Annotated in this window: 22 protein-coding genes; 14 read left to right on the top strand and 8 right to left on the bottom strand. The window is 72.3% G+C overall.

What is annotated here, in order from left to right:
- The first annotated feature begins 146 nt into the window (after nucleotides 1-146).
- Both ABTZ99_RS06020 and ABTZ99_RS06015 read left to right on the top strand, forming a co-directional pair.
- A complete protein-coding gene (locus ABTZ99_RS06020) occupies nucleotides 147-1766 on the top strand; it encodes an ABC-F family ATP-binding cassette domain-containing protein (RefSeq protein ID WP_499608537.1) in 1620 nt (539 codons plus the stop codon).
- Between the two features lie 205 nt (nucleotides 1767-1971).
- Nucleotides 1972-2619 carry a COX15/CtaA family protein gene (locus tag ABTZ99_RS06015; protein ID WP_499608533.1) on the top strand — a complete coding sequence of 216 codons (648 nt, stop codon included), beginning with the start codon at nucleotides 1972-1974 and terminating at the stop codon, nucleotides 2617-2619.
- Here the strand turns inward: ABTZ99_RS06015 and ABTZ99_RS06010 are convergent.
- The 3 genes from ABTZ99_RS06010 to rocD all read right to left on the bottom strand — a co-directional run bounded on the left by ABTZ99_RS06010 (nucleotide 2616) and on the right by rocD (nucleotide 6153).
- On the bottom strand, nucleotides 2616-3350 hold the full coding sequence (locus ABTZ99_RS06010) for a histidine phosphatase family protein (RefSeq protein ID WP_498782114.1): 735 nt from the start codon (nucleotides 3348-3350) through the stop codon (nucleotides 2616-2618). The genes ABTZ99_RS06015 and ABTZ99_RS06010 overlap by 4 nt on opposite strands.
- Before the next feature lie 98 nt (nucleotides 3351-3448).
- Entirely contained in the window at nucleotides 3449-4822 is a 1374-nt protein-coding gene (locus tag ABTZ99_RS06005) for a DUF2252 domain-containing protein (RefSeq protein WP_498782116.1), read from the bottom strand.
- Between the two features lie 101 nt (nucleotides 4823-4923).
- Complete coding sequence (rocD, locus tag ABTZ99_RS06000; RefSeq protein ID WP_498782118.1) at nucleotides 4924-6153, bottom strand: ornithine--oxo-acid transaminase; 1230 nt, start codon at nucleotides 6151-6153, stop codon at nucleotides 4924-4926.
- Nucleotides 6154-6295: 142 nt separating this feature from the next.
- Between rocD and ABTZ99_RS05995 the strand changes: the two genes are divergently transcribed.
- The 6 genes from ABTZ99_RS05995 to ABTZ99_RS05970 all read left to right on the top strand — a co-directional run bounded on the left by ABTZ99_RS05995 (nucleotide 6296) and on the right by ABTZ99_RS05970 (nucleotide 11913).
- Complete coding sequence (locus ABTZ99_RS05995) at nucleotides 6296-7165, top strand: PPK2 family polyphosphate kinase (RefSeq protein WP_499608530.1); 870 nt, start codon at nucleotides 6296-6298, stop codon at nucleotides 7163-7165.
- Between the two features lie 143 nt (nucleotides 7166-7308).
- A complete protein-coding gene (locus ABTZ99_RS05990; RefSeq protein WP_499608527.1) occupies nucleotides 7309-8382 on the top strand; it encodes a lactonase family protein in 1074 nt (357 codons plus the stop codon).
- A gap of 56 nt (nucleotides 8383-8438) precedes the next feature.
- Nucleotides 8439-9212 (top strand): SGNH/GDSL hydrolase family protein, encoded by a 774-nt coding sequence (locus tag ABTZ99_RS05985; protein WP_498782124.1) that lies wholly within the window; start codon nucleotides 8439-8441, stop codon nucleotides 9210-9212.
- Between the two features lie 274 nt (nucleotides 9213-9486).
- Complete coding sequence (locus ABTZ99_RS05980) at nucleotides 9487-10281, top strand: HipA family kinase (RefSeq protein ID WP_498782126.1); 795 nt, start codon at nucleotides 9487-9489, stop codon at nucleotides 10279-10281.
- On the top strand, nucleotides 10265-10654 hold the full coding sequence (locus ABTZ99_RS05975) for a DUF3037 domain-containing protein (protein ID WP_498782128.1): 390 nt from the start codon (nucleotides 10265-10267) through the stop codon (nucleotides 10652-10654). The genes ABTZ99_RS05980 and ABTZ99_RS05975 overlap by 17 nt, the downstream gene beginning before the upstream one ends.
- 152 nt (nucleotides 10655-10806) lie before the next feature.
- Complete coding sequence (locus ABTZ99_RS05970; RefSeq protein ID WP_498782130.1) at nucleotides 10807-11913, top strand: LCP family protein; 1107 nt, start codon at nucleotides 10807-10809, stop codon at nucleotides 11911-11913.
- A gap of 93 nt (nucleotides 11914-12006) precedes the next feature.
- On the opposite strand, the gene ABTZ99_RS05965 is transcribed toward ABTZ99_RS05970, so the two are convergent.
- Both ABTZ99_RS05965 and ABTZ99_RS05960 read right to left on the bottom strand, forming a co-directional pair.
- On the bottom strand, nucleotides 12007-13167 hold the full coding sequence (locus ABTZ99_RS05965; protein ID WP_499608524.1) for an MFS transporter: 1161 nt from the start codon (nucleotides 13165-13167) through the stop codon (nucleotides 12007-12009).
- Nucleotides 13168-13230: 63 nt separating this feature from the next.
- Complete coding sequence (locus ABTZ99_RS05960) at nucleotides 13231-14397, bottom strand: MFS transporter (RefSeq protein ID WP_499608521.1); 1167 nt, start codon at nucleotides 14395-14397, stop codon at nucleotides 13231-13233.
- A 61-nt stretch (nucleotides 14398-14458) separates the two neighbouring features.
- Between ABTZ99_RS05960 and ABTZ99_RS05955 the strand changes: the two genes are divergently transcribed.
- Nucleotides 14459-15187: a TetR/AcrR family transcriptional regulator gene (locus ABTZ99_RS05955; protein WP_499608519.1), complete on the top strand. Its 729-nt coding sequence runs from the start codon at nucleotides 14459-14461 to the stop codon at nucleotides 15185-15187.
- Between the two features lie 9 nt (nucleotides 15188-15196).
- Here ABTZ99_RS05955 and ABTZ99_RS05950 read toward each other — a convergent pair whose 3' ends face one another.
- Nucleotides 15197-15334, bottom strand: coding sequence for a hypothetical protein (locus ABTZ99_RS05950; RefSeq protein ID WP_498782138.1), 138 nt, complete (start codon nucleotides 15332-15334; stop codon nucleotides 15197-15199).
- A gap of 195 nt (nucleotides 15335-15529) precedes the next feature.
- On the opposite strand from ABTZ99_RS05950, the gene ABTZ99_RS05945 reads away from it, so the two are divergent.
- Genes ABTZ99_RS05945 through ABTZ99_RS05935 form a run of 3 tightly spaced genes read left to right on the top strand, consistent with a single transcriptional unit; the run spans nucleotide 15530 to nucleotide 19527 of the window.
- Complete coding sequence (locus ABTZ99_RS05945) at nucleotides 15530-16297, top strand: 3-hydroxybutyrate dehydrogenase (protein ID WP_498782140.1); 768 nt, start codon at nucleotides 15530-15532, stop codon at nucleotides 16295-16297.
- Between the two features lie 40 nt (nucleotides 16298-16337).
- A complete protein-coding gene (locus tag ABTZ99_RS05940) occupies nucleotides 16338-17675 on the top strand; it encodes an MFS transporter (protein ID WP_498782142.1) in 1338 nt (445 codons plus the stop codon).
- Nucleotides 17676-17679: 4 nt separating this feature from the next.
- On the top strand, nucleotides 17680-19527 hold the full coding sequence (locus ABTZ99_RS05935; protein WP_498782144.1) for a helix-turn-helix domain-containing protein: 1848 nt from the start codon (nucleotides 17680-17682) through the stop codon (nucleotides 19525-19527).
- Nucleotides 19528-19663: 136 nt separating this feature from the next.
- Here ABTZ99_RS05935 and ABTZ99_RS05930 read toward each other — a convergent pair whose 3' ends face one another.
- Nucleotides 19664-20971: a tannase/feruloyl esterase family alpha/beta hydrolase gene (locus ABTZ99_RS05930; protein WP_498782146.1), complete on the bottom strand. Its 1308-nt coding sequence runs from the start codon at nucleotides 20969-20971 to the stop codon at nucleotides 19664-19666.
- Nucleotides 20972-21366: 395 nt separating this feature from the next.
- Between ABTZ99_RS05930 and ABTZ99_RS05925 the strand changes: the two genes are divergently transcribed.
- On the top strand, nucleotides 21367-21633 hold the full coding sequence (locus tag ABTZ99_RS05925) for a hypothetical protein (RefSeq protein ID WP_498782148.1): 267 nt from the start codon (nucleotides 21367-21369) through the stop codon (nucleotides 21631-21633).
- Nucleotides 21634-21681: 48 nt separating this feature from the next.
- Here ABTZ99_RS05925 and secA2 read toward each other — a convergent pair whose 3' ends face one another.
- Nucleotides 21682-24000 (bottom strand): accessory Sec system translocase SecA2, encoded by a 2319-nt coding sequence (gene secA2 / locus ABTZ99_RS05920; RefSeq protein ID WP_498782150.1) that lies wholly within the window; start codon nucleotides 23998-24000, stop codon nucleotides 21682-21684.
- A 212-nt stretch (nucleotides 24001-24212) separates the two neighbouring features.
- Between secA2 and ABTZ99_RS05915 the strand changes: the two genes are divergently transcribed.
- Complete coding sequence (locus ABTZ99_RS05915) at nucleotides 24213-25049, top strand: hypothetical protein (RefSeq protein ID WP_499608513.1); 837 nt, start codon at nucleotides 24213-24215, stop codon at nucleotides 25047-25049.
- Nucleotides 25050-25076 lie beyond the last annotated feature (27 nt).

Raw genomic sequence — 25076 nt, 5'->3', positions numbered from 1 at the left:
GCCGGCGCCCACCAGCTCATCGCGCAGTCGCGCCGCGCCCGATCACGCCCGTCGACCGACCCCGGTGGTCGGGGAGGTGCGTCACACTTCGCGGATCCGGCCTAATCCGCTGGCCCTCCGCGGTGGCCATGGCCGACCATGCGCGGGTGGGATACCTGGACGCGAACGGCCTCGCCTTCCGCCTGCCCGACGGCCGCGAGCTGTTCCGCGACGTGTCGTTCAAGGTCGGCACGAACAGCGTGGTCGCCCTGGTCGGCGCGAACGGCGTCGGCAAGACGACCCTGCTGAGGATTCTGTCGAACGAGCTGACGCCCACCGCGGGCAGCGTCCGCGTGCAGGGCGGCCTCGGCGTGATGCCGCAGTTCGTCGGCTCGGTCCGGGACGGAAGCACCGTCCGCGACCTGCTGCTGGCCGCGTCGCCCGCGTCGCTGCGCGCCGCCGCGAAGGCGCTCGACGAGGTCGAGCTCCAGCTCATGGAGACCGACGACGAGCCGACCCAGATGCGCTACGCCGACGCGATCACCGCGTGGGGCGAGGTCGGCGGCTACGACGCCGAGGTGCTGTGGGACACCGTCACGGTCGCCGCGCTCGGCGTGCCATTCGACCGGGCCCGGTTCCGCGAGGTCCGCACGCTGTCCGGCGGCGAGCAGAAGCGGCTGGTGCTCGAAGCGCTGCTGCGCGGCCCGGAGCAGGTGCTGCTGCTCGACGAGCCGGACAACTACCTCGACGTGCCCGGCAAGCGCTGGCTGGAGGACCGGCTGCGCGAGACCGGCAAGGCCGTGCTGCTGGTCAGCCACGACCGGGAGCTGCTCGACGTCGCCGCGACGCACGTCGTGACGGTGGAGGCGCACTCGGCGTGGACGCACGCGGGCTCGTTCGGCACCTGGCACGGCGCCCGCGCGGCCCGCATCGACCGGCTCGCCGAGCTGCACCGGCGGTGGGACGAGGAGCACGACCACCTCAAGGAGCTCGTCCGCACGCTCCAGATCCAGGCCAGGATCAGCGAGGTGATGGCGGCGAAGTACCGGGTCATGCGGGCCAAGCTGGAGAAGTTCGAGGAGGCGGGTCCGCCGCCGGAGCTGCCGACGGACGAGAAGGTGACGCCCCGCCTGCGCGGCGGCCGCACCGGCGTGCGCGCCATCACCGTGGAGGACCTCGAGCTGACCGGGTTGATGAAGCCGTTCAGCACGGAGGTCTTCTTCTCCGACCGCGTGGCCGTGCTCGGCTCGAACGGGTCGGGCAAGAGCCACTTCCTGCGGCTGCTCGGTGGCGGCGACGTCGCGCACACGGGTGTGTGCCGCCTCGGGGCGCGGGTGGTGCCGGGCCTGTTCGCGCAGACCCACCAGCACCCGGAGTGGATCGGCCGCACGCTGGTCGACGTCCTGTGGCACGGCGAGGGCGGCCGCAAGGGGCTCGACCGGGGCGCGGCGATGGCCGTGCTGAGCCGCTACGGCCTCGGCAAGCAGGGCGACCAGCGGTTCGAGACGCTCTCCGGCGGCCAGCAGGCGCGGTTCCAGGTGTTGTTGCTGGAGCTGTCCGGCGCCACGCTGCTGCTGCTGGACGAGCCGACCGACAACCTCGACCTGAACTCGGCCGAGGCGTTGCAGAACGCCCTGGAAGGCTTCACCGGCACGGTCGTCGCGGTCACGCACGACCGCTGGTTCGCCCGCGGTTTCGACCGGTTCCTGCTGTTCCGGTCCGACGGCGAGGTCGTCGAGGTGGACGAGCCGGTGTGGGACGAGACGCGGGTCAAGCGCGCCCGGTAGCGCGATCCGGGCTGCCTGGGCGGTGCGGCCGGGTCTGGCAGCTTTCCGACGCATCGCCGGCGGACCACCACGCGAGGGCGCGTCGGTCGTTCGCGTCCTCATTTGCCGGGGATCACGCTTTTCGATCGTCGGGAAATCAGGGCGCGAACGACCGACTTCCAGGCGACCGAGCCCGCGACGCCGGAGGCGGCGCACTCCAACACAGGTGCTCGGCGTCGTCGTCGGGCTCGTCGTGCTGGTCCTGGTGGTGGCGGTCGCCCGGCACCGCGCCCGTCCGCCGAAGACGCTGCCGCTGGCCGTCGGCGTGCTGGTCGGCGTGGGTCTGCAAGGCCTGATCGGCGGCCTCAGCGTGCGCCGCGCCCTCGCGCCCGAGATCGTCGCGGTCCACTTCCTGGTCAGCATGGTGCTGGTCGCCGCGCTCGTCGTGCTGGTCGACCGGCTCGGCAGGCCCGACGCGGTGCCGACCGCGCCGGCCGACTTCCGGCTCCGGTACGGCATGAGGGCGATGCCCGTGGCGCTGACCGCCGTGGTCGTGCTGGGCGTCCTGGTCACCGGCAGCGGTCCGCACGGCGGTGACGAGGACGCGCGCCGGTTCGGCTACGACCTCGCCGAGGTGGCCGCGTGGCACGCGGTGGCGGTCGTGGTGCTGGTCGGCCTCCAGCTCGGTGCGGCGATCGTGCTGCGCACCGCGGCCGCGTTCGCCGCGCTCGCGCTGTCGGTCGTCCAAGGCGTGATCGGCTCGGTGCAGGAGGCGTTGGCGCTGCCGGCGCCGTTGGTGGCGGCGCACGTGGTCACCGGCGCGCTGGTCGTCGCGGCCACCACGCACCTGGTCGTGCGGACGTTCCGGGGCTAGCGGGCGCTCGGCTCCGGCGTGCGGGTCGACGCGTCCTCGGACTCCGTCGGCTCGACGCCCCGCTCGACCAGGTGACCGGTCTCGAACTCGCGTTCCAGCACCCACAGCCCCTCTTCACGCCGCCACGACGTCAGCGAGGCGTTGGGCACGACGGTGTTGCGCGCGAACGCGGCGAGGTCGGGTTCGGGCAGGCACTCCAGCAGGTAGCGCAGCAGGAACGCCTGCAGCTCGTGCCCGAACAGCAGCACGCGCCGCCCGTCGAGGTCGCGCAGCAGCGACCGCAGCCGCAGCGCCACGTCCGCCCACGACTCACCGCCCGGCGGCCGGTAGTAGAACTTGCCGAGCCGCCGCTCGCGCGCCCGTTCCTCCGGGTACCGCGCCGCCACGCCGTGGCTGGTCAGCAGGTCCAGCACGCCCAGCTCGCGGTCGCGCAGCCGTTCGTCGACCCGTGACCGCGGTCGCCCGCTCACGGTGAGCCGCGCGGTGTCGATGGCCCGCCGGTACGGCGAGCAGACCACCAGGTCCGGCCACTCCTCGCGCGGCAGGGCGGCGAACCACCGGCCCAGCGCCCGGCCCTGCCGCTCGCCCTGGTCCGACAGCGGCACGTCCGCGTCGCGATCGAGGAGGTCCACGACCTCGTGACCGGCCGACTCCGCGGCCTCGCTCGCCACGTTGCCGGTGCTCTCGCCGTGCCTGATCAGCCCGATCCAGTCCACCCCAAGGGAGTCCACCTGAGCCAACCTAGCGCTCCGTCGCCGCCTCGGCACTCCCTGGCGTCGACCCGGGCGCGGCTGGACTCCGCGCGTGGACGTGGAGGTGGCCCGGCAGGTCATCCGCGGTCGGCGGGCAGCCGGCCGGACCTGACCGCCGCGACCAGCTCCTCGTGGTCGGCGCACGTCCGGTCGGCGTAGTCCAGCGCGTACCTGGCGATCGCCTCGTCCAGCTCCTCGCCGCCCGCGCAGTACCCCGCCAGCAGCCGCGGGTCGACCGACCGGCTGTGCGCGCGGGCCAGCAGCGCGCCCGCGAGCCGGCCGTAGTCGTCCAGGTCGTCCCGCTTCAACGTGGTCGCGTCGATCTCGCCCTTGCGGTTGCGGAACTGCCGGACGATGTAGTCCCGGCCCTCGATCGTGGTCCAGCCGAGCAGGATGTCGGTCTCCGCCTGCACGAGCCGCGCGCCGTGCACGATCCGCTTGCCCTCGTGCTTGACCGGCGGCGCGCCCAGGAACGGCGCCAGCGCCGACGGTCGCGCCTCCTTCGCCTGCAGCACGAGCGCCTCGTCGCCGTTGCCGTGCAACAGGACCAGGTAGTTGCGCAGGCCCACGCTGCCGGTGCCGACGACGCGGAACGCCACGTCCGACACGCTGTAGCGCATGATCAGCTCGTACCGGGACTCGCGCAGCGTGTCCACATAGGACGGCAGGGCGTCCACGACGGACCGCGCCACCTCGTCGGAGATCCGGGACAGCACGGGCGGGTCCGGCACGAACCGGATGTGCTCGCCCTCGCGCCGGGTCCACTTGGCCGCCACCCGGGCGCTGGTGTTCTTGCGCGCCTTGGACGCGGCCTTGGTGAAGTCGTCCAGCAGGTCGTCGGCCTTCGTCTTGGACAACGCCGACTCGTCGCCCAGCGCGTTCCACGACTCCATGAACGGGATCTCGGCCAGGTGCCGCGCCGCACCGCGGTAGGCGCGCACGGCGTCGGACGCCGCGTCCCGGCAGCCCTTCTCCGACACGCCGCCCTCCCGGCCCGCCAGCACCAGCGAGGTCGCCAGCCGCTTCAGGTCCCACTCCCACGGGCCGGGCAGCGTCTCGTCGAAGTCGTTGATGTCCATCACGATCCGGCCTTCGGGCGTGCCGTAGAGGCCGAAGTTGGCCGCGTGCGCGTCACCGCACAGCTGGGCGTCCAGCCCGCTGCGCGCGCCCACGGCCAAGTCGCCCGCCATCAGCCCGGCGCTGCCCCGGAAGAACGCGAACGGCGAGACGAGCATCCGGCCGATCCGCAGCGGCACGAGGTCCGGCAGGCGGCCCTCGTTCGACGCGTCCACGAACTCGACCACCGACGGCCGGTCCGGCGCGAGCCGCAGCTCGCGGTGCGCCCGGTGGCTCACCGCCGCCCGCAGCTCGCGGCCGCGCGCCAGGACCTCTTCCGGTTCGACCCACTGCCCCAGCGCGACGGCCGCCTCGGCCCGCTTGCGTTCACCCATGCGGGTAAGGATGCGTCACGCCACGACGGGATACGTGTGCCGCGACACGTCTGTGACCTGCGGTAACGGTCCGTGGTCGGTCCGTGTGGAACGGAAGCGGGTCAATCGGACACAGTGCCCAAAACCTCGGCGACGGCGTCGACGCCCCGGTCCAGCTCCGCGCGCGTGATGACGAGCGGGGGAGCGACGCGCAGGGTCGTGTCCTGCGTCTCCTTGCACAGCACGCCCAGCCGGGCCAGCGCCTCCGACGCCGCACGGCCGCGCGGTCCGCCGGGCGCGATCTCGACGCCCGCCCACAGCCCGCGCCCGCGCACCTCGGCCACCCCGCGCCCGACCAGCTCGCCCAGCCGCGCGTGCAGGTGGGCGCCCAGCTCGCGGGACCGCTGCTGGAACTCGCCGGTCGCCAGCAGCCGCACCACGGCCCGCCCGACCGCGCACGCCAGCGGGTTGCCGCCGAACGTCGACCCGTGCTCACCGGGCCGCAGCACGCCGAGCACCGCGCGGCTGCCGACCACCGCCGACACCGGCATGATGCCGCCGCCCAGCGCCTTGCCCAGCGTGTAGAGGTCGGCGCGCACGCCCTCGTGGTCCAGCGCGAGCAGCTCGCCGGTGCGGCCCAGGCCGGACTGGATCTCGTCCGCGATCATCAGCACGTGGTGCTCGTCGCACAGCGCCCGCACGCCCGCCAGGTAGCCCGCCGGCGGCACGACCACGCCCGCCTCGCCCTGGATCGGCTCCAGCAGCACCGCCGCCGTCCGCTCGGTGATCGCGTCGCGCAACGCCTCCAGCGAGCCGTACTCGACGACCTTGAAGCCCGGCGTGAACGGCCCGAAGTCCTCCCGCGCGGTGTCGTCGGTGGAGAACGAGACGATCGTGGTGGTCCGGCCGTGGAAGTTCGACCCGGCGACCACGATCTCGGCCGTGCCGGCCGGCACGCCCTTCACCCGGTACGCCCACTTGCGGGCGACCTTGATCGCCGACTCGACGGCCTCCGCGCCGGAGTTCATCGCCAGCACCATCTCGGTGCCGGTCAGCTCGGCCAGCTCGCGGCAGAACGGGCCGAACTGGTCGTGGTGGAACGCGCGGCTGGTCAGCGTGACCCGGCCGAGCTGCTCGACCGCGGCGGCGACCAGGTCGGGGTGGCGGTGGCCGAAGTTCAGCGACGAGTAGCCGGACAGGAAGTCCAGGTAGCGGCGTCCGTCGACGTCGGTGACCCACGCGCCTTCGCCGTGCGAGATGACGACCGGCAGCGGGTGGTAGTTGTGCGTGCTCCATTCCTCGTCGAGCGAGATGAAGTGCTGGGAGCTCAGAGCTGCGGCCATGGCGGTCATGTCACCAACACTAAGGGGCCTGCGCCAGCGAATTCATCCGTCAGGCGTTGCGCATCCGTCATGTTCGTTGCGCAATCGGACGTTTTGTCGGCGATTCGTTGTGCGATCGGCAAGCCCAAGATCGGCGGGTTACCCTCCGACGATGGCCGACAAGTCCGCGCAGGTCCAGTCGATATCAGACGCCTTCCGGGTGGACCCGGAAGCCTTCGACCTCGCCAAGGTCGACCCGGCCGCGACGCCGGTCGGGCCGCGGTCGAAGACGGAGGCCGCCGCGGACATGGCGGTGATCGGCCGCGAGCTGGACCGGCTCCAGGAGGCGCTGTACGCGGAGGGCACGGGCGGGGGCAGCCGGCGGGTGCTGCTGGTGCTCCAGGGCATGGACACCTCCGGCAAGGGCGGCACGATCCGGCACGTCGCGGGCCTGGTCAACCCGCAGGGCCTGCACATCGCGTCGTTCAAGAAGCCGACCCGGACCGAGTTGCGGCACGACTTCCTGTGGCGCATCCGCCGCCAGGTGCCGCAGCCGGGCTACATCGGCGTGTTCGACCGCTCGCACTACGAGGACGTGCTGGTCGCACGGGTGGACAACCTCGTGCCGTCGACCGAGTGGCGGCGCCGGTACCGGCAGATCAACGCGTTCGAGGCGGAGCTGGCGGAGCAGGGCGTGACCGCGGTCAAGTGCTTCCTGCACATCTCGCCGGAACGGCAGCGCGAACGGCTCATCGCCCGGCTGGAGGACCCGCTCAAGCGCTGGAAGTACAACCCGGGCGACCTGGAGGTGCGGGCCAAGTTCTCCCGCTACCAGTTAGCCTACTCCGACGCGCTGGTCAAGTGCTCGACGAAGGTCGCGCCCTGGCACGTCGTGCCGTCGGACCGCAAGTGGTACCGGAACTGGGTGGTGGCGCGGCTGCTGCTGGAGGCGCTGCGCGGCCTGGCGCCCGCCTACCCGGAACCCTCGTACGATCCGGCCGTCGAGTTGGCACGGCTCCGGGAAGCCGACCCGCTGCGCTAGTCGCGATCTTCGGCGCGCCTCTTGCTCGTGCCCAGTGGTCCAGGCCACTGTGGGAGCCGCCGCGGGCGGTCGAGCGGAGGTTCGGTGTGGTTCTGGACAGGCGGCGGTTCCTGGGGGCCGTTGGCGTGGGAACGGGGTTGCTGATGACCGAGGGTGTCGCGCGAGCGGACGAGTCCGGGGCACGGGAGGAGGTCCGCGCCTACCTGGGCACCTACACGTCCTGGGCGGGCGGTGGCACGGGCCTCGGGCTCGGTGCGTACGACCCGGCGACGGGCAGGCTGCGCGTCACCGGCGTGGTGCCGGACGTGCCGAACCCGTCGTTCGTGATCGACGCGGGCCGGTGGGTGTACGCGGTCAACGAGAAGTCCGACGGGGAGGTGACCGCGCTGGCGGTCGGCCCGGACGGCGTGCCGAAGGTGATCGGCAGCCGGAGCACCGGCGGCGCGGACCCGTGCCACCTGGCGCTGCACCGGGGCTTCCTGCTGTCGGCCAACTACAGCTCGGGCAGCGTGGCCGTGCACCCCGTGCTGCCCGGGGGCGGGTTGGGCGAGCGCACGGACCTGGTCGTGCACACCGGCGCGGGACCGGACCCGGACCGGCAGGACGGGCCGCACGCCCACCAGGTGCTGGCCGACCCGAAGGGCGAGTTCGTGCTGGCGGTCGACCTGGGCACCGACTCGGTCTACAGCTACCGCCTCAGCGGTGACGGCAAGCTGACCCCGGCCGCCACCGCGCGCGTGCACGCCGGCGCGGGGCCGCGGCACCTGGCGTTCCACCCGTCGGGCAAGCACGCCTACATCGCCAACGAGCTCGACTCCACGATCGTGGTGGCGGGCTACGACCGGGGCGTGCTCACGCCGGGCCAGAAGGTGAGCACGCTGCCGGCCGGCGCGCCGACCACGCCGCGCAACTACCCGGCGGAGATCGTGGTGTCGGCGGACGGGCGGTTCGCCTACCTGTCCAACCGGGGTCACGACAGCGTGGCCGTGTTCGCGGTGGAACGCGGCGGCGCGGCGCTGCGGCTGGTCGAGGCGACGCCGGTGGGCGGGAAGTTCCCCCGGCACATCGCGCTCGACGCGTCCGGCCGGTTCCTGCTGGCGGCCAACCAGAACTCCGACACGATCACCACGTTCGAGGTGGACCGGAGCACCGGGAAGCTGCGGCTGACGAGCACGTCCGCCGCGCCGATCCCGGTCTGCGTCGCCCTGACGAGGTAACTCCCGACGGGTTAACTTCCGCCGGCGGGACTGTCCACAGTGGTAGGCACCGGTGCATGAAGATGCTCGCGATCGCGCTGCTGATGGCCATCACACCCGCACCGGTCGCGCCGGAGCTCGTCGCGTTGGGTGACTCCTACGCGGCGGGCCTCGGCGCGGGCGGCGAGGCGTCCGACGACTGCCGGCGGAGCCCGCACGCGTACCCGAGCCTGTGGGCGAAGCGCAACGGCGCGTCACTGGTGTTCGTCGCGTGCGCGGGCGCCAAGACGGACCAGGTGGCCGGGCAGGCGGAGCGGATCACGCCGAGCGCCACGCTCGTCACCATCACCGCGGGCGGCAACGACGCCGGGTTCGGCGACGTCATGACGACGTGCACCCTGGGCAACGACGAGGAGTGCGTGCAGCGGGTCGACGTGGCCGAGGCGTTCATCCGGGGCGAGCTGCCCGGCCGGTTGGACTCGCTGTACGGCGTGGTGGCCGACCGGAGGTCCGCGTCGGCCGAGGTCGTGGTGCTCGGCTACCCGCGGCTGTTCTCGCACGAGACGTGGTGCCTGATGAGCGGGCCGAAGCGGGCGGCGGTGAACCGGGCGGCGGACGTGCTGGCCGAGGTGACCGGCGACCGGGCGAAGGCGGCCGGGTTCGAGTTCGCGGACGTGCGGGAGCGGTTCGACGACCACGGCGTGTGCGCCGACGAACCGTGGCTGAACGGCCTGGTCCTGGTCCCCGTCGACCGCTCCTACCACCCGAACCGGGCAGGCCAGGAATCCGGCTACCTCCCCGCCCTGACCGACGCCACCACCCGCGCGGACACCCCGACCACCGCCACCTGACCAGCCCGCCACCCCCCCGCCAGCTCGCCCGCTTCCTCCGGCAAGATCGCCCGCCACCCCCGCCAGATCGCCCGCTTCCCCTGCCAGATCGCCCGCTGCCGCAAGATCCCGACTGCCCTACGCGGTCACCGCCCGGCTGCCCCGCGAGGTCGCGTCGATCGTTCGCGTCCCCATTTCCGGCGATCACGCTTTTCGATCGTCGGAAATCGGGGCGCGAACGGTCGACTTCCAGGCGACCTCGCCGCCGTCTGCGGAGCAGCGGCAAACTAACACCGTGAACCACTCGAACGGGCTGCGCCAGGTCGCGGCCACCCGCTACGTCACGCCCTTCCGGGAGGGCGGCTCCCTGCCGGGGTTGGTCGAGGCCGACGACCTGGGCATGTACGTGCTCAAGTTCCGCGGCGCGGGCCAGGGCGTGAAAGCGCTCGTCGCCGAGATCGTGGTCGGCGAGCTGGCCCGCCGCCTCGACTTCCGGGTGCCGGAGATCGTGCTGGTCGACCTGGACCCGGAGCTGGGCCGGGCCGAGCCGGACCAGGAGGTGCAGGAGCTGCTCAAGGCCAGCGGCGGGCTCAACCTCGGGCTCGACTACCTGCCCGGCTCGTTCGACTACAACCCGGTGGTGCGCGAGCCGTCCCGGGAGACCGCGACCCGGCTGCTGTGGCTGGACGCGCTCACGCTCAACGTCGACCGCAGCTGGCGCAACCCGAACACGCTGCTCTGGCACCGCGAACTGTGGCTGATCGACCACGGCGCGTCGCTGTACTTCCACCACTCGTGGCGGCCGGAGCGGTTCCCGGCGGCCACCTACCGGTTCGACGCGGCCGACCACCTGATGCTGCCGTTCGCGGGCGACCTGGCCGAGGTGGACGCCGAGCTGACCGCCCGCGTCACGCCCGACCTGGTGCGCGAGGTGCTGGCGCTCGTGCCCGACGAGTGGCTGGCGCAGGACGAGGCGTTCGGCACACCGGCCGCCGTGCGCGAGGCGTACGAGTCGTTCTTCACCGCCCGCCTGGCCGCGCCGCGGGCGTGGGTCGACGCACTGGAGGCCGCACGTGCCGCACGTGTTTGAGTACGCGCTGCTGCGCGCCGTGCCCAGGCAGGAGCGCGGCGAGTTCGTCAACGTCGGCGTGCTCGTCTACTGCAAGGACCTGGACTTCCTCGGCGCCCGCGTGCACGTCGACGAGCGCCGGGTGCTGGCGCTGGACCCGTTCCTGGACGTGGAGGTGTTGCGGGCCACCCTGGAGCACCTGGGGCTGTCGTGCGACGGCGTGCCTACGGCGGGTCCGGTGTCGCGCACCACAGCGGGTCAGCGGTTCCGCTGGCTGACCGCGCCGCGCAGCACCATCGTCCAGACCTCGCCCGCGCACACCGGCCTGACCGACGACCCGGAGGCCGAGCTGGACCGCCTGCTGGCCGCGCTCGTGCTGCCGCCCGACCGGTAGTGCCACGACCGACGACCTCCGCCGCGATGCACCCGTCCGAGCGCCGGAACACGGGGCGGAGGCCGCCGGTCGTGGCACTAGGGTGGCAACCTCTTGCCGCGCACCGCGTCTTTAGGTGCGAGCAGTGACCGACACACGGACGGGGTCGCTTGATGAGCGCCGGATACCAGCAGGGCGGGTATCAGCAAGGCGGATACCGACAGGGCGGGCAACCGCGGCAGCGCAGGCCACAGGGCGGGCCGCCACCGGGCGGGTACGGGCAGCAGGCCGCGTACCAGCAGGCCGGACGACGTCCGGCGCCCCGACGCCGCAAGCCGAGAATCGGGCGGATCATCGGGGTGGTCCTGGTGCTGCTGCTGGCGCTCGGCGTCGGCATGTGGTTCTACGTCGACGGGTCGTTGCGCCGCATCGACGCGCTGACCGACTACGAGGGCAGGCCCGCCGACACGCCGGGCACCAACTGGCTGCTCGTCGGGTCGGACGCGCGCGACGACCTGACCGAGGAGCAGAAGGCCGCGCTGTCCACCGGTGACGCGGGCGGTCGGCGCACGGACACCATCATGCTGCTGCACATCCCGGAAGGTTCCGGGAAGTCCACTTTGGTGAGTGTCCCTCGCGACTCCTATGTGGACATCCCGGGCAACGGCAAGAACAAGATCAACGCGGCGTTCGCGTTCGGCGGGCCGTCGCTGCTGGTGCAGACCGTGGAGGGCGCCACGGGCATCCACGTCGACCACTACATGGAGATCGGCTTCGGCGGTTTCGCCGGGATCGTGGACGCGGTCGGCGGCGTGGACATGTGCATCGAGGAACCGATGCAGGACCCGTTGGCGGGTCTGGACCTCCAGCCGGGCTGCCAGGAGCTCGACGGCGCGCAGGCGCTGGGCTTCGTCCGCTCGCGGGCGTTCGCCACGGCCGACCTGCAGCGGGTGGAGAACCAGCGCAAGTTCCTCGCCGCGCTGACGGACAAGGCGACGAGCTTCGGCACGCTGGCCAACCCGTTCAAGGCGTTCCCGCTGCTGTTCGCCGGCACGGACTCGATCTCGGTGAACTCCGACGACCACCTGCACCACCTCGCGGGCATGGCGTTCGCCATGGGCGGGGGAGTGGACACGGTGACGGTGCCGGTGGGCGGCACGCCGACCGTGCCGGGCGCGGGCTCGGTCGTGCAGTGGGACCGGGACAACGCGCTGCGCCTGTTCGGCGCGCTGGAGAAGGACGAGCCGGTCCCGGCCGACCTGCTGCCGCAACCGAAGTAGCGCTCCGCGAACGGGCCGCCGGGCACACGCACCCGGCGGTCGCTCCACGGATCGGGCCGCCGGGCACACGCACCCGGCGGCCCGTCCGCGTTCCTAGGCCTTCGCGAGCGGGACGTCGGCGATCCCGAGCAGGTCCACGGCCAACCGCAGGGCGACCGCGCCCGCGAGGACCATCGCCGCACCCACCACGCACGCCGCCCACCACTGGACGCCGTCGTACAACAACCCCGCCGCCAGGCTGCCGACCACCAGCCCGACCAGGCCCGCGGTGTCCTGCATGCCCAGGACCGGGCGGGCCGACGCCTCGACGACGGCCTGGCGCACCGACAACACCGCACCCCAGGCCGCCCCGCTGATCATCCACAGCCCCGCGATCACGTACGGGTTGGGCGCCAACGCGAAACCCAGCGTGGTCGCGCAACCGACCAGTGACCCGACCGCCGACACCCGCCTGCGGCCGTGCCGCGACACGTGCCGGCGCACGTGCAGGATGGCGAGTCCCGCCGCCATCGAGCCGGGCACCAGCACGAGCACCACCTGCACCACCCCGAGGTCGAACCCGCGTTGCAGGTGCAGGACGAGGAGCAGCCCGACGGCCGCCCCCGCGGCCGCCGCCATCGCCTCCGCGACCGACGCCGGCCACCGCGGTCCCGTGCCCACCTCGGCCGGCGCGTTGTCGTCCCGGCCCTCGTCAGCGCCCGTCGGGCGGCGAGGCGCGGTCAAGAGGAACACCGCCGCGAGCACGCACATCGCCGCGCACACCCAGAACAACCCGGCGAACCCCACCATCCCGAAGAACACCAGCCCGAGGACGGCGGTGGGCCACGCCCCCACGTCCCGGGCGGAGGTGACGCGGAGGAACGCCTCGGTGTCGTCGGCCTCCCGTTCCCCGACGATGGCCCGCACGGCGACCCACAGCAGCGCGCCCCCGGCGCCTCCGACCGCCGCCGCGCCGTACGCGAGCGGTGCGCTCTGGGCCACCGCGTACCCCGTGCACGCGAGCGCGTAGAGCGCCGCGCCGACCGCGGCGGTGTGCCGACGGTCCCACCGCTCCGCCAGCACCCGCGCGACCGGTCGCGCGAGCAGCGCGAACGCCGCCACGACCGCGACCAGCACACCCACCTCGGTCGCCCGCAAGCCGATCGCCGCCCCCGCCCAGAGCGGCAGCACGAGGTCGATCAGCTCGATCGGCCCGCCGACCAACCCCGCCGCTCTCAACGCCCGCCGTTCCCGCAGCACACCCGGTGCGTCCACGTCGCCCCCCAGAACCTCGGCACCGTCCGAAGCCGAACGGTAGTGGCCCGAGAAGGAGCCCGGTCAGGCTTTGACCACCGGGATGTCGGGCACGCCGAGCCGCCGCACCGCACGCGGCACGACCACCGCACCGGCGAGGATCATCCCGGCGGCCACCACGCACGCCACCCACCAGTGCGCGCCGTCGTACAACAACCCCGCCGCCAGGCTGCCGATCAACGCGCCGACCAGGCACGCCGCTTCGTACACGCCCATGGCGCGCCCCACCTGACCGTCGGCCGCCTCGGCGATCACGGCCTGCTGCACCGGCATCACCGCCGCCCACGCCAACCCGCTGAGCACCCACAGCCCGGCGATCACGTACGGGTTCGGCGCCCACGCCAGGCTCACCGCGAACGCGCAACTGGCCAGCGACGCGCACACCAGCACCAGCCGCCTGCCGAACCGCAGCACGTACTGGTGCAGGTACTCGGCGGCGGCGCTCATCGCGATCGCGCCGGGCAGGAACACGAACGCCACCTCCCGCAACTCCAGGCCGAACCCGCGTTGCAGGTGCAGGAGCAGCAGCAACCCGACGGCCGCCTCCGCCGCCATGGTCATCACCACCGCGAACAGCATCGGCCGCAACCGCCTGCCCACCGCGCCCAGCCCGGCCGCCGCCACGCCCCGGCCGCCGCCTTCCCGACGCCTCGGCGCGACGAGCAGGAACACCGCCGCCGCCACGCACGCCGCCGCGCACGCCCAGAACAGCCCCGCGTACCCGATCGAGCCCATGAGCGCCAGCCCCACCACGAACGCCACCCACGAGCCCGTCTCCTGCGCCGAGAGCAGGCGCGGGAACACCGCGCTGTCCTCGGCCAGCCGTTCGCTGACGATCGCGCGCACGGCGACCCACAGCAACGCGCCACCCGCACCGCCCACGGCCGCCGCGCCGTACGCGAGCGGTGCGCCCTGGGCCACCGCGTACCCGGCGCACGACAGCGCGTAGAGCAGCGCGCCGATGGCGGCGGTGTGCCGCCGGTCCCACCGGTCCGCCAGCACGCCCGCCAGCGGCCGGACGAGGACCGACAGCGCCAGCTCCACCGCCATCAGCACGCCGACCTCGGTCGCGCTCAGCCCGATGGCCGCGCCCGCCCACAGCGGCAGCACGAAGTCGATCAGCTCGGTCGGCCCGTTGGCCAGCGTCGCCGCCGTCAACGTCCGCCGTTCCCGCGCCATCCCCCGGTCCACGTCGTCCCCTAAAACTTCGAACACCGTTCGTACAACTCCGAACGGTATACTGAGTTTCACCATGGACGCAAAGGACGACGCGCAGCGGCGAGTGCTGGAACTGCTGTGGAAGGACGCCCGCCGCCCCGCCCGCGGTCCCCGGCGCGGCCTGACGATGGAGCGGATCGTGGCCGCCGCGATCCGGATCGCGGAGACCGAGGGCCTGGCCGCGCTGTCGATGCGCCGGGTGGCCGTCGAGCTGGGCGTCGGCACGGCCTCGCTCTACACCTACCTGCCGGGCAAGGCGGAGCTGGAAGCCCTGATGGCGGACTCGATCGGGGCCGACGACCCGCTGCCGGACGACCGGCCGGGGGACTGGCGGGCCAAGCTGGAGGCGTGGGCGCGCGCCGACCACGAGGGCTACCGCAAGCACCCCTGGGTGCTGCACCTGGTCGCGACGGTGGCCGCGCCCGGACCGGGCCTGCTGCGGTGGATGGACTCGGCGCTGCGCGTGCTGGAGGGCACCGGCCTGTCCGAGGCGGAGAAGATGGCGGTGGTCGAGTCGGTCGACGCCTACGTGCGCGGTCAGGCCAGGCTGGGCCTCGACGCGCCGGAGCCCAGCGCCGAGGAGATGCGCGAACGCGACGCCGTGCTGGCCGAGCTGGTCGACTTCGAGCCGTACCCGGCGCTGGTCGCGGCCGTGCGGGAGGGAGTCTCGCCGTACGCGGGCGACCAGTTCGAGTTCGGGCTGCGGCTGCTGCTGGACGGTGTCGAAGCCCTCATCGCCTCGAAGAGGGCCCCGACGTCCTGAACGCCCTGGTCAGCCCTCGTCCGGGGTCGGCTCGTCGGCCTGCGCCGCAGCCGGTGCGGCGGTCTGGACCGCCTCGGCCGCCTCGCTGACGAGGATGATCCCCTCGAACTCGCGCAGCAGGTCGTCGTAGATCGGCGTGAGTGACACTTCGTAACCCCCAAAACCTCGTACGTCCCCCGAACGGGCCAAAGCAGCCTACCTACGGCCGCACCATCACTTCACCCGGTATTGGGCAATCCGATCATTCCCGGGCTAACTGTCGGCTAAACACATGGGCTGTCCGGAGGTTGTAGGGCTTCGTCACATGTCCGGTGCACCGCAGGTCACCTAGCGTTTCGGGCCATGACGAGTGTTCCCGGTCACAGCGACGACCTGTCCGGTCGAACCGCCCTGGTCACCGGCGCCGGCAGCGGCATCGGTCGGGCCTGCGCGGTCGCCCTCGCCCGCGCCGGGGCGAAGGTGCACCTCGTCGACCGCGACGGCGACTCGGTCGCCGACGCGGCCCGCGAGACCGGCGGCACGGAGCACGTGGTCGACCTCGCCGCCGACGACCCCGTCCGCGACCTGCCCGCCGAGGTCGACATCCTGGTCAACAACGCAGGCCTCCAGCACGTGGCGCCGGTGCACGAGTTCCCGCCCGACCGGTTCGCGCTGTTGCAGCGGGTCATGGTCACCGCGCCGTTCCTGCTCGCCCGGCACGCCCTGCCGCACATGTACCAGCGCGGCTGGGGTCGGGTGGTGAACATCTCCAGCGTGCACGGCGCCAGGGCCAGCGCGTTCAAGTCCGCCTACGTCACCGCCAAGCACGGCCTGGAAGGGCTGAGCAAGGTCATCGCGCTGGAAGGCGCGCCGCACGGCGTGACCAGCAACTGCGTCAGCCCCGGCTACGTGCGCACCCCGCTGGTGGAGAACCAGGTCGCCGACCAGGCCCGGGCGCACGGCATCGAGCCGGAGCAGGTGCTCGCCGACGTGATGCTCACCCGGCACGCCATCAAGCAGCTCATCGAACCGGCCGAGGTGGCTTCCGTCGTGCTGTGGCTGTGCGGCGCGCACTCCGGTCACGTCACCGGCTCGTCGTTCACGATCGACGGCGGCTGGACCGCCCAGTAGCCCCCGTTCGCCCCCCCTCCCCAACGAAGTGGTGACCGACATGACGAACGCCGCCCCTCCGCAGCCGAAGAAGTCCTTCGCCAAGGTGGTCATAGCCAGCCTCATCGGCACGACCATCGAGTGGTACGACTTCTTCCTCTACGGCTCCGCCGCCGCCCTGGTGTTCAACAAGCTGTTCTTCCCGCAGAGCGACCCGCTCGTGGGCACCATGCTCGCCTTCCTCACCTACGCGATCGGCTTCCTGGCCCGTCCGCTCGGCGGCCTGGTGTTCGGCCACTTCGGCGACAAGCTCGGCCGCAAGAAGCTGCTCGTGCTCAGCCTGGTGCTGATGGGCGGCGCGACGTTCGCCATGGGCCTGCTGCCCACCTACGCCGCGATCGGCGTGGCCGCGCCGCTGCTGCTGACGTTGCTGCGGTTGATCCAGGGCTTCGCGCTGGGCGGCGAGTGGGGCGGCGCGGTGCTCATCGTGTCCGAGCACGGCAGCGCGGAGCGGCGTGGGTTCTGGGCGTCCTGGCCGCAGGCGGGCGTGCCGATGGGCAACCTGCTGGCGACCGCCGTGCTCGCGGTGCTGGCCGCCGTGCAGTCCGACGAGGCGTTCCTGTCGTGGGGCTGGCGGGTGCCGTTCCTGCTCTCCGGCGTGCTCGTCCTGATCGGGCTGTGGATCCGGCTCAGCGTGTCCGAGTCGCCGGTGTTCCTGGAGGCCCAAAAGAAGATCGAGGCCGGCAAGCTCAAGGAGAAGCCCCCGATCGTGGCCGTCGTGCGCGACCACTGGCGCGAGGTGCTGATCGCGATGGGCGCCCGCATGGCGGAGAACGTGTCGTACTACGTGATCACCGCGTTCATCCTGGTCTACATCACGTCGGAACTGGGGATGCCGCGTTCGGCGGGGTTGAACGCGGTGCTGATCGCGTCGTTCGCGCACCTGGTCACGATCCCGATGTGGGGCGCGCTGTCGGACCGGATCGGCCGCCGCACCACGTACCTGATCGGCGCGGTCGGCATCGGCTTGTGGATGTTCGTGTTCTTCGCGCTGCTGGACACGAAGTCGTTCTTCCCGATGACGCTCGCGGTCACCGTCGGCCTCGTCCTGCACGGCGCGATGTACGGCCCGCAGGCGGCGTTCTTCTCGGAGCTGTTCGGCACGAAGGTGCGCTACTCGGGCGCGTCCATCGGCTACCAGCTCGCGTCGATCGGCGCGGGCGCCGTGGCGCCCCTCATCGCGACCGCCCTGCTCGCCGCCTACGACAGCTCGTTCCCGATCGTGGTGTACGTGATCGGCATGTGCGTGCTGACCGTGATCGCGGTCGTGGTGGCCAAGGAGACGAAGGGCAGCTCCCTGAACCGGACCGACGCGGACACGGCGTCGGTGCGAGCATGACGGTATGAGCGAGGCGGACGCGGTGGAGCACCTGTTGGAGCTGCTCGACCTGCTCGCGACCGACGCGGGCAGCGAGCGGTTGGCGGCGGTGCTCCCCGCGGCCCGCGCGGCCGGTGTGCCGGATCCCGAGCTGGACCACATCGCCCGCGCCACGGAGTGGGCGTTGCGGATCCGCCGCACGCTCACCGCGCACCGCCGTCGTGAGGCCGAGCTGGAAGCGCTGTTCGACACCGCGAACGACCTGGCCGGCGTGCGCGACCCGGACGCCGTGCTGCGGTCGATCGTGCGGCGCGCCCGGCTGCTGCTCGGCGCGGACATCGCCTACCTGAGCATGAACGAGCCCGGTCGCGGCACCTACATGAGGGTCACCGACGGCTCGATCTCCGCGCTGTTCCAACAGGTCCGGCTCGGCATGGGCGAAGGGCTCGGCGGGCTCGTGGCCCAGACCGCGCGGCCCTACGTGACCGCCGACTACTTCGCCGACGACCGGTTCAACCACACCGGCCCGATCGACGCGGCCGTGCGCGACGAGGGCCTGGTCGCGATCCTGGGCGTGCCGCTCCAGCTCGACCGCCGGGTCATCGGCGTGCTCTACGCGGCCAACCGCTCGCCGCGCCAGTTCCCGCCCGACGAGGTGGCGCTGCTGTCGTCGCTGGCCGACCACGCCGCGATCGCGCTGGACACCGCGCACCTGCTGGAGGAGACCCGGGCCGCGGGCGAGACGATCCGCGCGCACAACGAGGCCATGCGCCGCGCCGAGGACGCCCACGACCGGCTCACCGACCTGGTGCTGCGCGGCGCGGACGTGCCCGAGGTGGCCGCCGCCGTGGCCAAGGTGCTCGACGGCGGGATCGTGGTGCACGACAACGACGGTGTCGAGCTGGCCCGCATCGGCACCACCCGCGCGCTCACGCCCCGTGCGGCGGTCAACGCCTCCCGCGCCAGCGGCCGGGCCATCCCGCAGGACGGCACGTGGGTGTGCGCCGTGCTGGCGGGCCGCGAGCTGCTGGGCGGCATCACGCTCACCGACCGCCCGGACCTCGGCGACGCCGACCGCAGGCTGTTCGAACGCGCGGGCGTCGTCACCGCCCTGCTGCTCCTGCTGCGCCGCACGGTCGCCGAGGCGGAGAACAAGGTGCGCGGCGAGCTGATCACCGACCTGCTGACGGCCGCGGTGGACTCGGTCGCGTTGCGCGCCCGTGCCCGCCGGGTCGGCGTCGAGCTGGCCGCCGACCACGTGGTGCTGGTCGCGGACGGTCCCCGTGACCGGCTCCTCGCCGCCGCCGCGCACCACGCGTCGTCGTGCCGCGGGCTGGCGGGCGTGCACGGCGAGCACGTGGTGCTGGTGCTGCCCGGCGCGGACCTGGCGTGCGCGGCGGAGGACGCGGCCCGGGTGCTGGGCAAGGCGGTCGGCCTGCCGGTGACCGTCGGCTCGGGCGGTCCGGCGCACGGCCCGGAAGGCGTGGCCGCCGCGCACGCCGAGGCCGTGCGGTGCCTGAAGGCGTTGCTGCAGCTGGGGCGCAAGGGGACCGGCGGCACGCTCGCGGACCTCGGTTTCGTCGGCGTGCTGCTGGGCGACCGGGCGGACGTCGCCGGGTACGTGCGCTCCACCCTCGGCCCCCTGCTGGACTACGACTCCAGCCGCGGCACCGAGCTGGTCCGGACCGTCACGGCGTACTTCGCGTGCGGCGCGAACCTCAGCCGCGCCAAGGACGAGCTGCACGTGCACGTGAACACGGTGGTGCAGCGGCTGGACCGGGTGGCGAGCCTGCTGGGCGAGGACTGGCAGTCGCCGGACCGGGTGCTCGAAGTCCAACTGGCGCTCAAGCTCATGAAGGTGCTCGGCCCGTGATGTCGTCGCCCGGTCGTCGCTGAGCCCTGGAGATCCGCACGCCCGGCAGGCGGGCCCAGAAGCGCGGAAGCGCCGGACGCCGGTGTCCCGCCGCTCGGCTGCCCCCAGTGCGAGCCGAGCGGCGGGACGGTTTCGGTTACGCCAGCGAGCACTCCGTGGCGGTCACGGATGCCGGGCGCGGCACGGTGGTCGACGCGGGTGGGCGCGTGCCCGTCAGCCAGCCCTCCAGCGCGGTGAACGCCGACCGGTGGCACGGCGTCAGCGGCCGCAGCCGGTCGGGGAACGCGTCGAACAGCGAGTCCACGTGCGTGCCGCCCTCGATCCGGTAGTAGCGGAACAGCGCGCTGCGGCCCGCCTTGCGCACCATGTCCGCGTAGACGTCCGAGTCGCGGGAGATCGGCAGCAGCACGTCCAACGTGCCGTGCAGGGTGAGCAGCGGCTTGCCGATCCGGCCGGTCAGCGCGATCCGCTCGACGGCGCGCTGCGCCTGCGGCCGTGCGGCGTAGTCGTAGTCCGCGTCGCACAGCGGCGTGCCGGGCGCGCAGAACGGCGTGCCCGCCTCCGCGTCACCGTCCCAGCCCGGGTCCAGCTCCTCGCGGTAGATGCGCTGGGTCAGGTCCCAGTAGTACTGGTGGTGGAACGGCCACAGGAACTCCGACTCGGCCGGGAACCCGGCGGCCACCACCGCCGCCTTGTCACCGGTGGCGTAGCCCTTCAGCGCGGGCGGCAGGAACGTCAGCAGGTTCGGGCCCTCGGCGGTCCACAGCGTGCCCTCCCAGTCCACGCCGCCGTCGTACAGCTCGGGGCGGTTCTCCAGCTGCCACCGCACCAGGTAGCCGCCGTTGGAGATGCCGGTGGCCAGGGTGCGCGACGGCGGTCGGCAGTACCGCTGCGCCACCACGGCCTTCGCCGCCCGGGTCAGCTGCGTGACCCGGTGGTTCCACTCGGCGATCGCGTCACCCGGCCGCCTGCCGTCCCGGTGGAAGGCCACGCCGGTGTTGCCCTTGTCGGTCGACGCGAACGCGTAACCGCGGGCCAGCACGAAGTCGCTGATCGCGCGGTCGTTGGCGTACTGCTCGCGCACGCCGGGCGAGCCCGCCACGACGAGGCCGCCGTTCCAGCGCGCCGGCAGCCGGATCACGAACTGCGAGTCGTGCGCCCAGCCGTGGTTGGTGTTGCCGGTCGAGGAGTCGGGGAAGTAGCCGTCCACCTGGGTGCCCGGCACGGGCGTCGGCGCGGGCAGGCCCGCCGGGGTCAGGCCGGCCCAGTCGGCGGGGTCGGTGCGGCCGCCGGCGGTGGACAGGTCGGCGAGGTGGGTCAGTTCCTGGTGCTCGGCACCGGGAACGCGCAGTGGCCCGCACCCTTCGGCGGACGCGGGAACGGCCTGCGCCGTCGTCGCGAGGAGCGCTGCGATCAGTGGAACGACGATGTTCACCCGAGGCACGGTAAGTCGGCCCGCCGGGCCGCGAAATGGGTCCGGACGCCATGGCCGGCGGGACGGATGTGGTGTGCGGAGCCATCGGCGGCACACCTGCGAGTGACCCTCACACCGGGGGATTGCACGACGCCGCGTCACCAAGGGCGGTAATCGGGATTTTCACTGCCACAGGTGACGTCGATCGGTGCATAACCGGGCTGTCACCGATCGCCGTGACCGTCCTAACGGCCGTGTCCTGGACGTCCCCGCGTGCACGGTGTGGCCGATCGCCCGGCGGTGGAACCTTGAGTACCACGATCGGTGCGTTTCGAGCGCCCTGGCGGGGGTAGCTGAGTTGACCCAGCGAAGTTCGCACTGCCAGGTGATTTACGTTCACCCGGCGTGAGGTGTCTGCTTCCGGGGTGACTGAGCAACGGCGCTCTACGCGCACTGACCAGGAGTGGGACCTGATCCGGCGCATCCAGAACCTGGCCCACCGTGCCGAACGCACCGCGTTCGACCACTCGAACCTCGTCGGTCCGCCACCGTCCCAGCAGCACCTGGACATCCTGGCGGAGATCCGCGCCCTCACCGAGCAGGCGGTGGCGCAGCGGATGCCGAGACGCTCCAAGCTGCCCCGACAGGCGGCGCCGGTCGAGGACGGGAAGGTCTCCGCACCCGTTCGCTGAACGCCGTGCGCGGGCCGGGCCTGACTCCCGGCCCGCGCACGGACGCGGTCAGCGGCGCCGGACCAGCTTGACCAGGCCCTTGAACGTCTCCTCCAGGCCCGAGGAGAACGGGTTGTCGTTGACCAGGTAGGTCCAGGTGGTGTTCGGGCGCTGCACGCCCGCCTCGGCGAGGTGCGCGCCGTCGGCGTCGATCTCCACCTTGGCGAAGGTCTCCTCCGCCTCGTCCCACGCGTCCGGGATGATCTTGTGGTAGGCCGGGATCGCCTCCCGGTGGAACTCGTCGAGCGGGTTCTGCCGCGCCAGCGCCCGCAGGTGGATGCCCTCGCGCAGGTCGGTCAGGAACGTCAGGTGGTCGCTCCACCGCTGGTCGAGGTGGTGCAGCGCGATCAACCGGGCCGCGCCGACCTTCACGTCGGTGTCCAGGTCCTTGATCTCGTGCGCCTTGTCCGGCTTGCGCTCGGAGAGCTCCTGCCACGCCAGGTCGGTGCGCAGCAGCTTGTCCCGGTACTCCAGCAGCAGTTGGCGCTGGTGCTCGATCAGCTTGTTGTACCGCCAGGTGTTGCGGTGGATCTCCAGGTGCACGCCCTCGGCGACGCGCTGCGCGTGCTCCACGGTGTGCAGCGTGCCGGAGTCCGTGATGCGGCCGTCCTCGTCCACCTCCGCCGGCTCGTCGTGGTCGGGCACGTACTGCGTGACCAGGTCGTCCTGCAACGAGGAGAAGAACACCGACCCGCCGGGGTCGCCCTGGCGGCCCGCGCGACCGCGCAGCTGGTCGTCCAGCCGGCTGCTGGAGTGGCGGCCGGTGCCGATCACGTAGAGGCCGCCGAGCTCGGCGATGCGCTCCCGGTCGGTCGAGTCGTGCCCGCCGAGCCGGATGTCCGTGCCGCGGCCCGCCATCTGGGTCGAGACGGTGACCCGCTGGAACGAGCCCGCGTCGGCGATGATCGCGGCTTCCTCGGCGTCGTTCTTGGCGTTGAGCACCACGCAGTCCAGGCCCGCCTCGGCGAGCTTGCGGGACAGGCGCTCGGACTCGGCCACGTCCAGCGTGCCGACCAGGATCGGGCGGCCCGTCTCGTGGACCTCCTTGATCTCGGCGACGACGGCCGCTTCCTTCTGCTCCAGCGTCGCGTACAGCCGGGGCGCCTCGTCCTCCCGGATCGTCTCCACGTTCGGCGGGATGACCAGCACTTCCAGCTGGTAGAAGTCGCGCAGCTGCTCGGCGACGGCCACCGCGGTGCCGGTCATGCCGCAGACCGTGGGGTAGCGGCTGAGCAGCGCCTGGACGGTGATCGAGTCCAGCACCTCGCCCGCGTCCGTGGTCGCCACGTTCTCCTTGGCCTCGACCGCCGCCTGGAGGCCGTCGGGCCAGCGCTGGAGCTTCGCGATCCGGCCGCGGGTGTCGTTGATCAGGTGCACCCTGCCGTCGCGGACGATGTAGTCCACGTCGCGGTGCAGCAGGACCTGCGCGTGCAGGGCCACGTTGACCTTGCTCAGCGTGGTCGAGACGTGCTCGTCGGAGTACAGGTCGATGCCGCCGAGCGCCCGTTCGACCAGCTCGCTGCCCGCGCCGGTGAGGTAGACGTTGCGCTCTTCGTCGTCGATCTCGAAGTGCAGGTCGCGGCGCAGCCGCTTGACCAGGTCGGCCAGCGCCGGGTCGACCGCCGGGCCCGCCGTGGAGCCCGCCAGGACCAGCGGCACGCGCGCCTCGTCCACCAGGACCGAGTCCGCCTCGTCGACGAGGGCGACGCGCGGCTTGGGCACGATGAGGTTGCCCTCGTCGGTGGCCAGCCGGTCGCGCAGCACGTCGAAGCCGATTTCCGAGACCGAGGCGTACATGACCTCGGCCTGGTAGGCGGCGCGGCGCTCCTCGGGCTTGGAGCTCTGGTTGATCCAGCCGACCTTCACGCCCATGAGCTCGTAGAGCGGGCCCATCCACTCGGCGTCGCGCTGGGCCAGGTAGTCGTTGACCGAGACCACGTGCACCTGGTCGCCGCGCAACGCGAAGCCGGCCGCGGCGATGGCGCCGGAGAGCGTCTTGCCCTCACCGGTGGCCATCTCGACCACGTGGCCCTCCAGGAGGCCCAGCGCGCCGAGGATCTGCACGTCGAACGGGCGCAGGCCGAGCGCGCGGTCGGCGGCCTCGCGGCCGAGCGCGCACACCTCCACCAGCTCGGGGCGGCCGAAGTCCGACTTGTCGCGCAGCGCGGCGGCCGCGGCGGTCAGCTCCTCGTCGCTGAGCTTCTTCACGCGTTCGGACTGCTCGTTGACCTCGTCGAGCAGCTTCCGGTAGGGCGTGAGGTCGGCGGAGCCGGGCTTCTGCGCGAACCGCCGCATCCGCTGCTTGAACCGTCCCAGGAGAGTGGTCACGGCACGGCAACGTACGGCAAGCGCACAACGTTCCGCACGTCACCCGGTTGACAGTTCACTCGTCAGACGAGTCGATCTTGTGCCTGGGCAGGGCCGTGGGCGTGGGTAGACCCGCCTCGTCGCAGGCGGCAGGGCGAGCAAGGGGTCAGATCGTGACTACCGAGCGGTAGGATCCAACTCCCGAGCGTGGCCGATTTCTCCCGGGAGGCGGCGTGCTGAATCCATTCAGTCGTACGGTTCGCGAACTCGAAGCGCACCGAGCTCTCGTTTCCAGGTATTCGAAGATCGTTGCCGACGACCGCCATCCGTCCTACGAGATCACCACCTGGGATGAGCACGTCGTCGTCGAGCCCAACGGCGACGCGCGCAAGCGGGTCACCATCAGGGCGAAGGTGCTCGAGGATCTGTGGGTCATCCGCCTGGTCCAGGGGTGCGGCTGGGCCCAGCCGCTCAAGTACCGGCGCAAGATACGAGTCCGAGTGCGGGAGCTGTCGGTGGGCGCCCTCCCTCCGAAGAGCCTCAGCACGACGGTGGCCTGGCTCAGGGACGGGCAGCTCGTCGTGATGGTGCACCTGTCCGAGCCCCCGAAGGTCGACAGTGACATCGCGATCACGATCGAGCTCGTGTGGCCGGGCATGTGCGCCCCGCTGATGCGGGACCGGCAACTCGACACGTTCGCGCTCAGGTTCGCCACACCGGTCGTCTACGCGCGGTACACGGTCGTCCTGCCACGTGGCTACGGCGCCTACGTCGATCCTGTCGGGTTCGATGAACGCCAGGACGGCTCCGCCTCTGTCAGCATGACGAACGAGGACGGCCGTTCGGTGTTCCGCTTCGAGGGGGTTGACCTGCCGGCGCACGAACGCGTGGGCATGCGGCTCGACGCGCGGAACGACGATCACGAGGGCTCCGCGCCCCAGGGCATGTCAAGTGTATCGAGGCTGGTCATCTATCGATTGGACTACAGCCTCACTGCCATCCGATCGCTGTTCGCGCGCCGACCGACGTGGGACATGCCGAACGAAGGCGGCCCGATCGCTCACGGGTGAGAGAGGTGTGCCCGAGCCCGGGCACAC

This window comes from Actinosynnema sp. NPDC002837 (assembly GCF_040295345.1).
Taxonomy (GTDB): Bacteria; Actinomycetota; Actinomycetes; order Mycobacteriales; family Pseudonocardiaceae; genus Actinosynnema.
The sequence above is the reverse complement of the archived record's forward strand: the minus strand, read 5'-3'. Positions and strand labels throughout refer to the sequence as shown.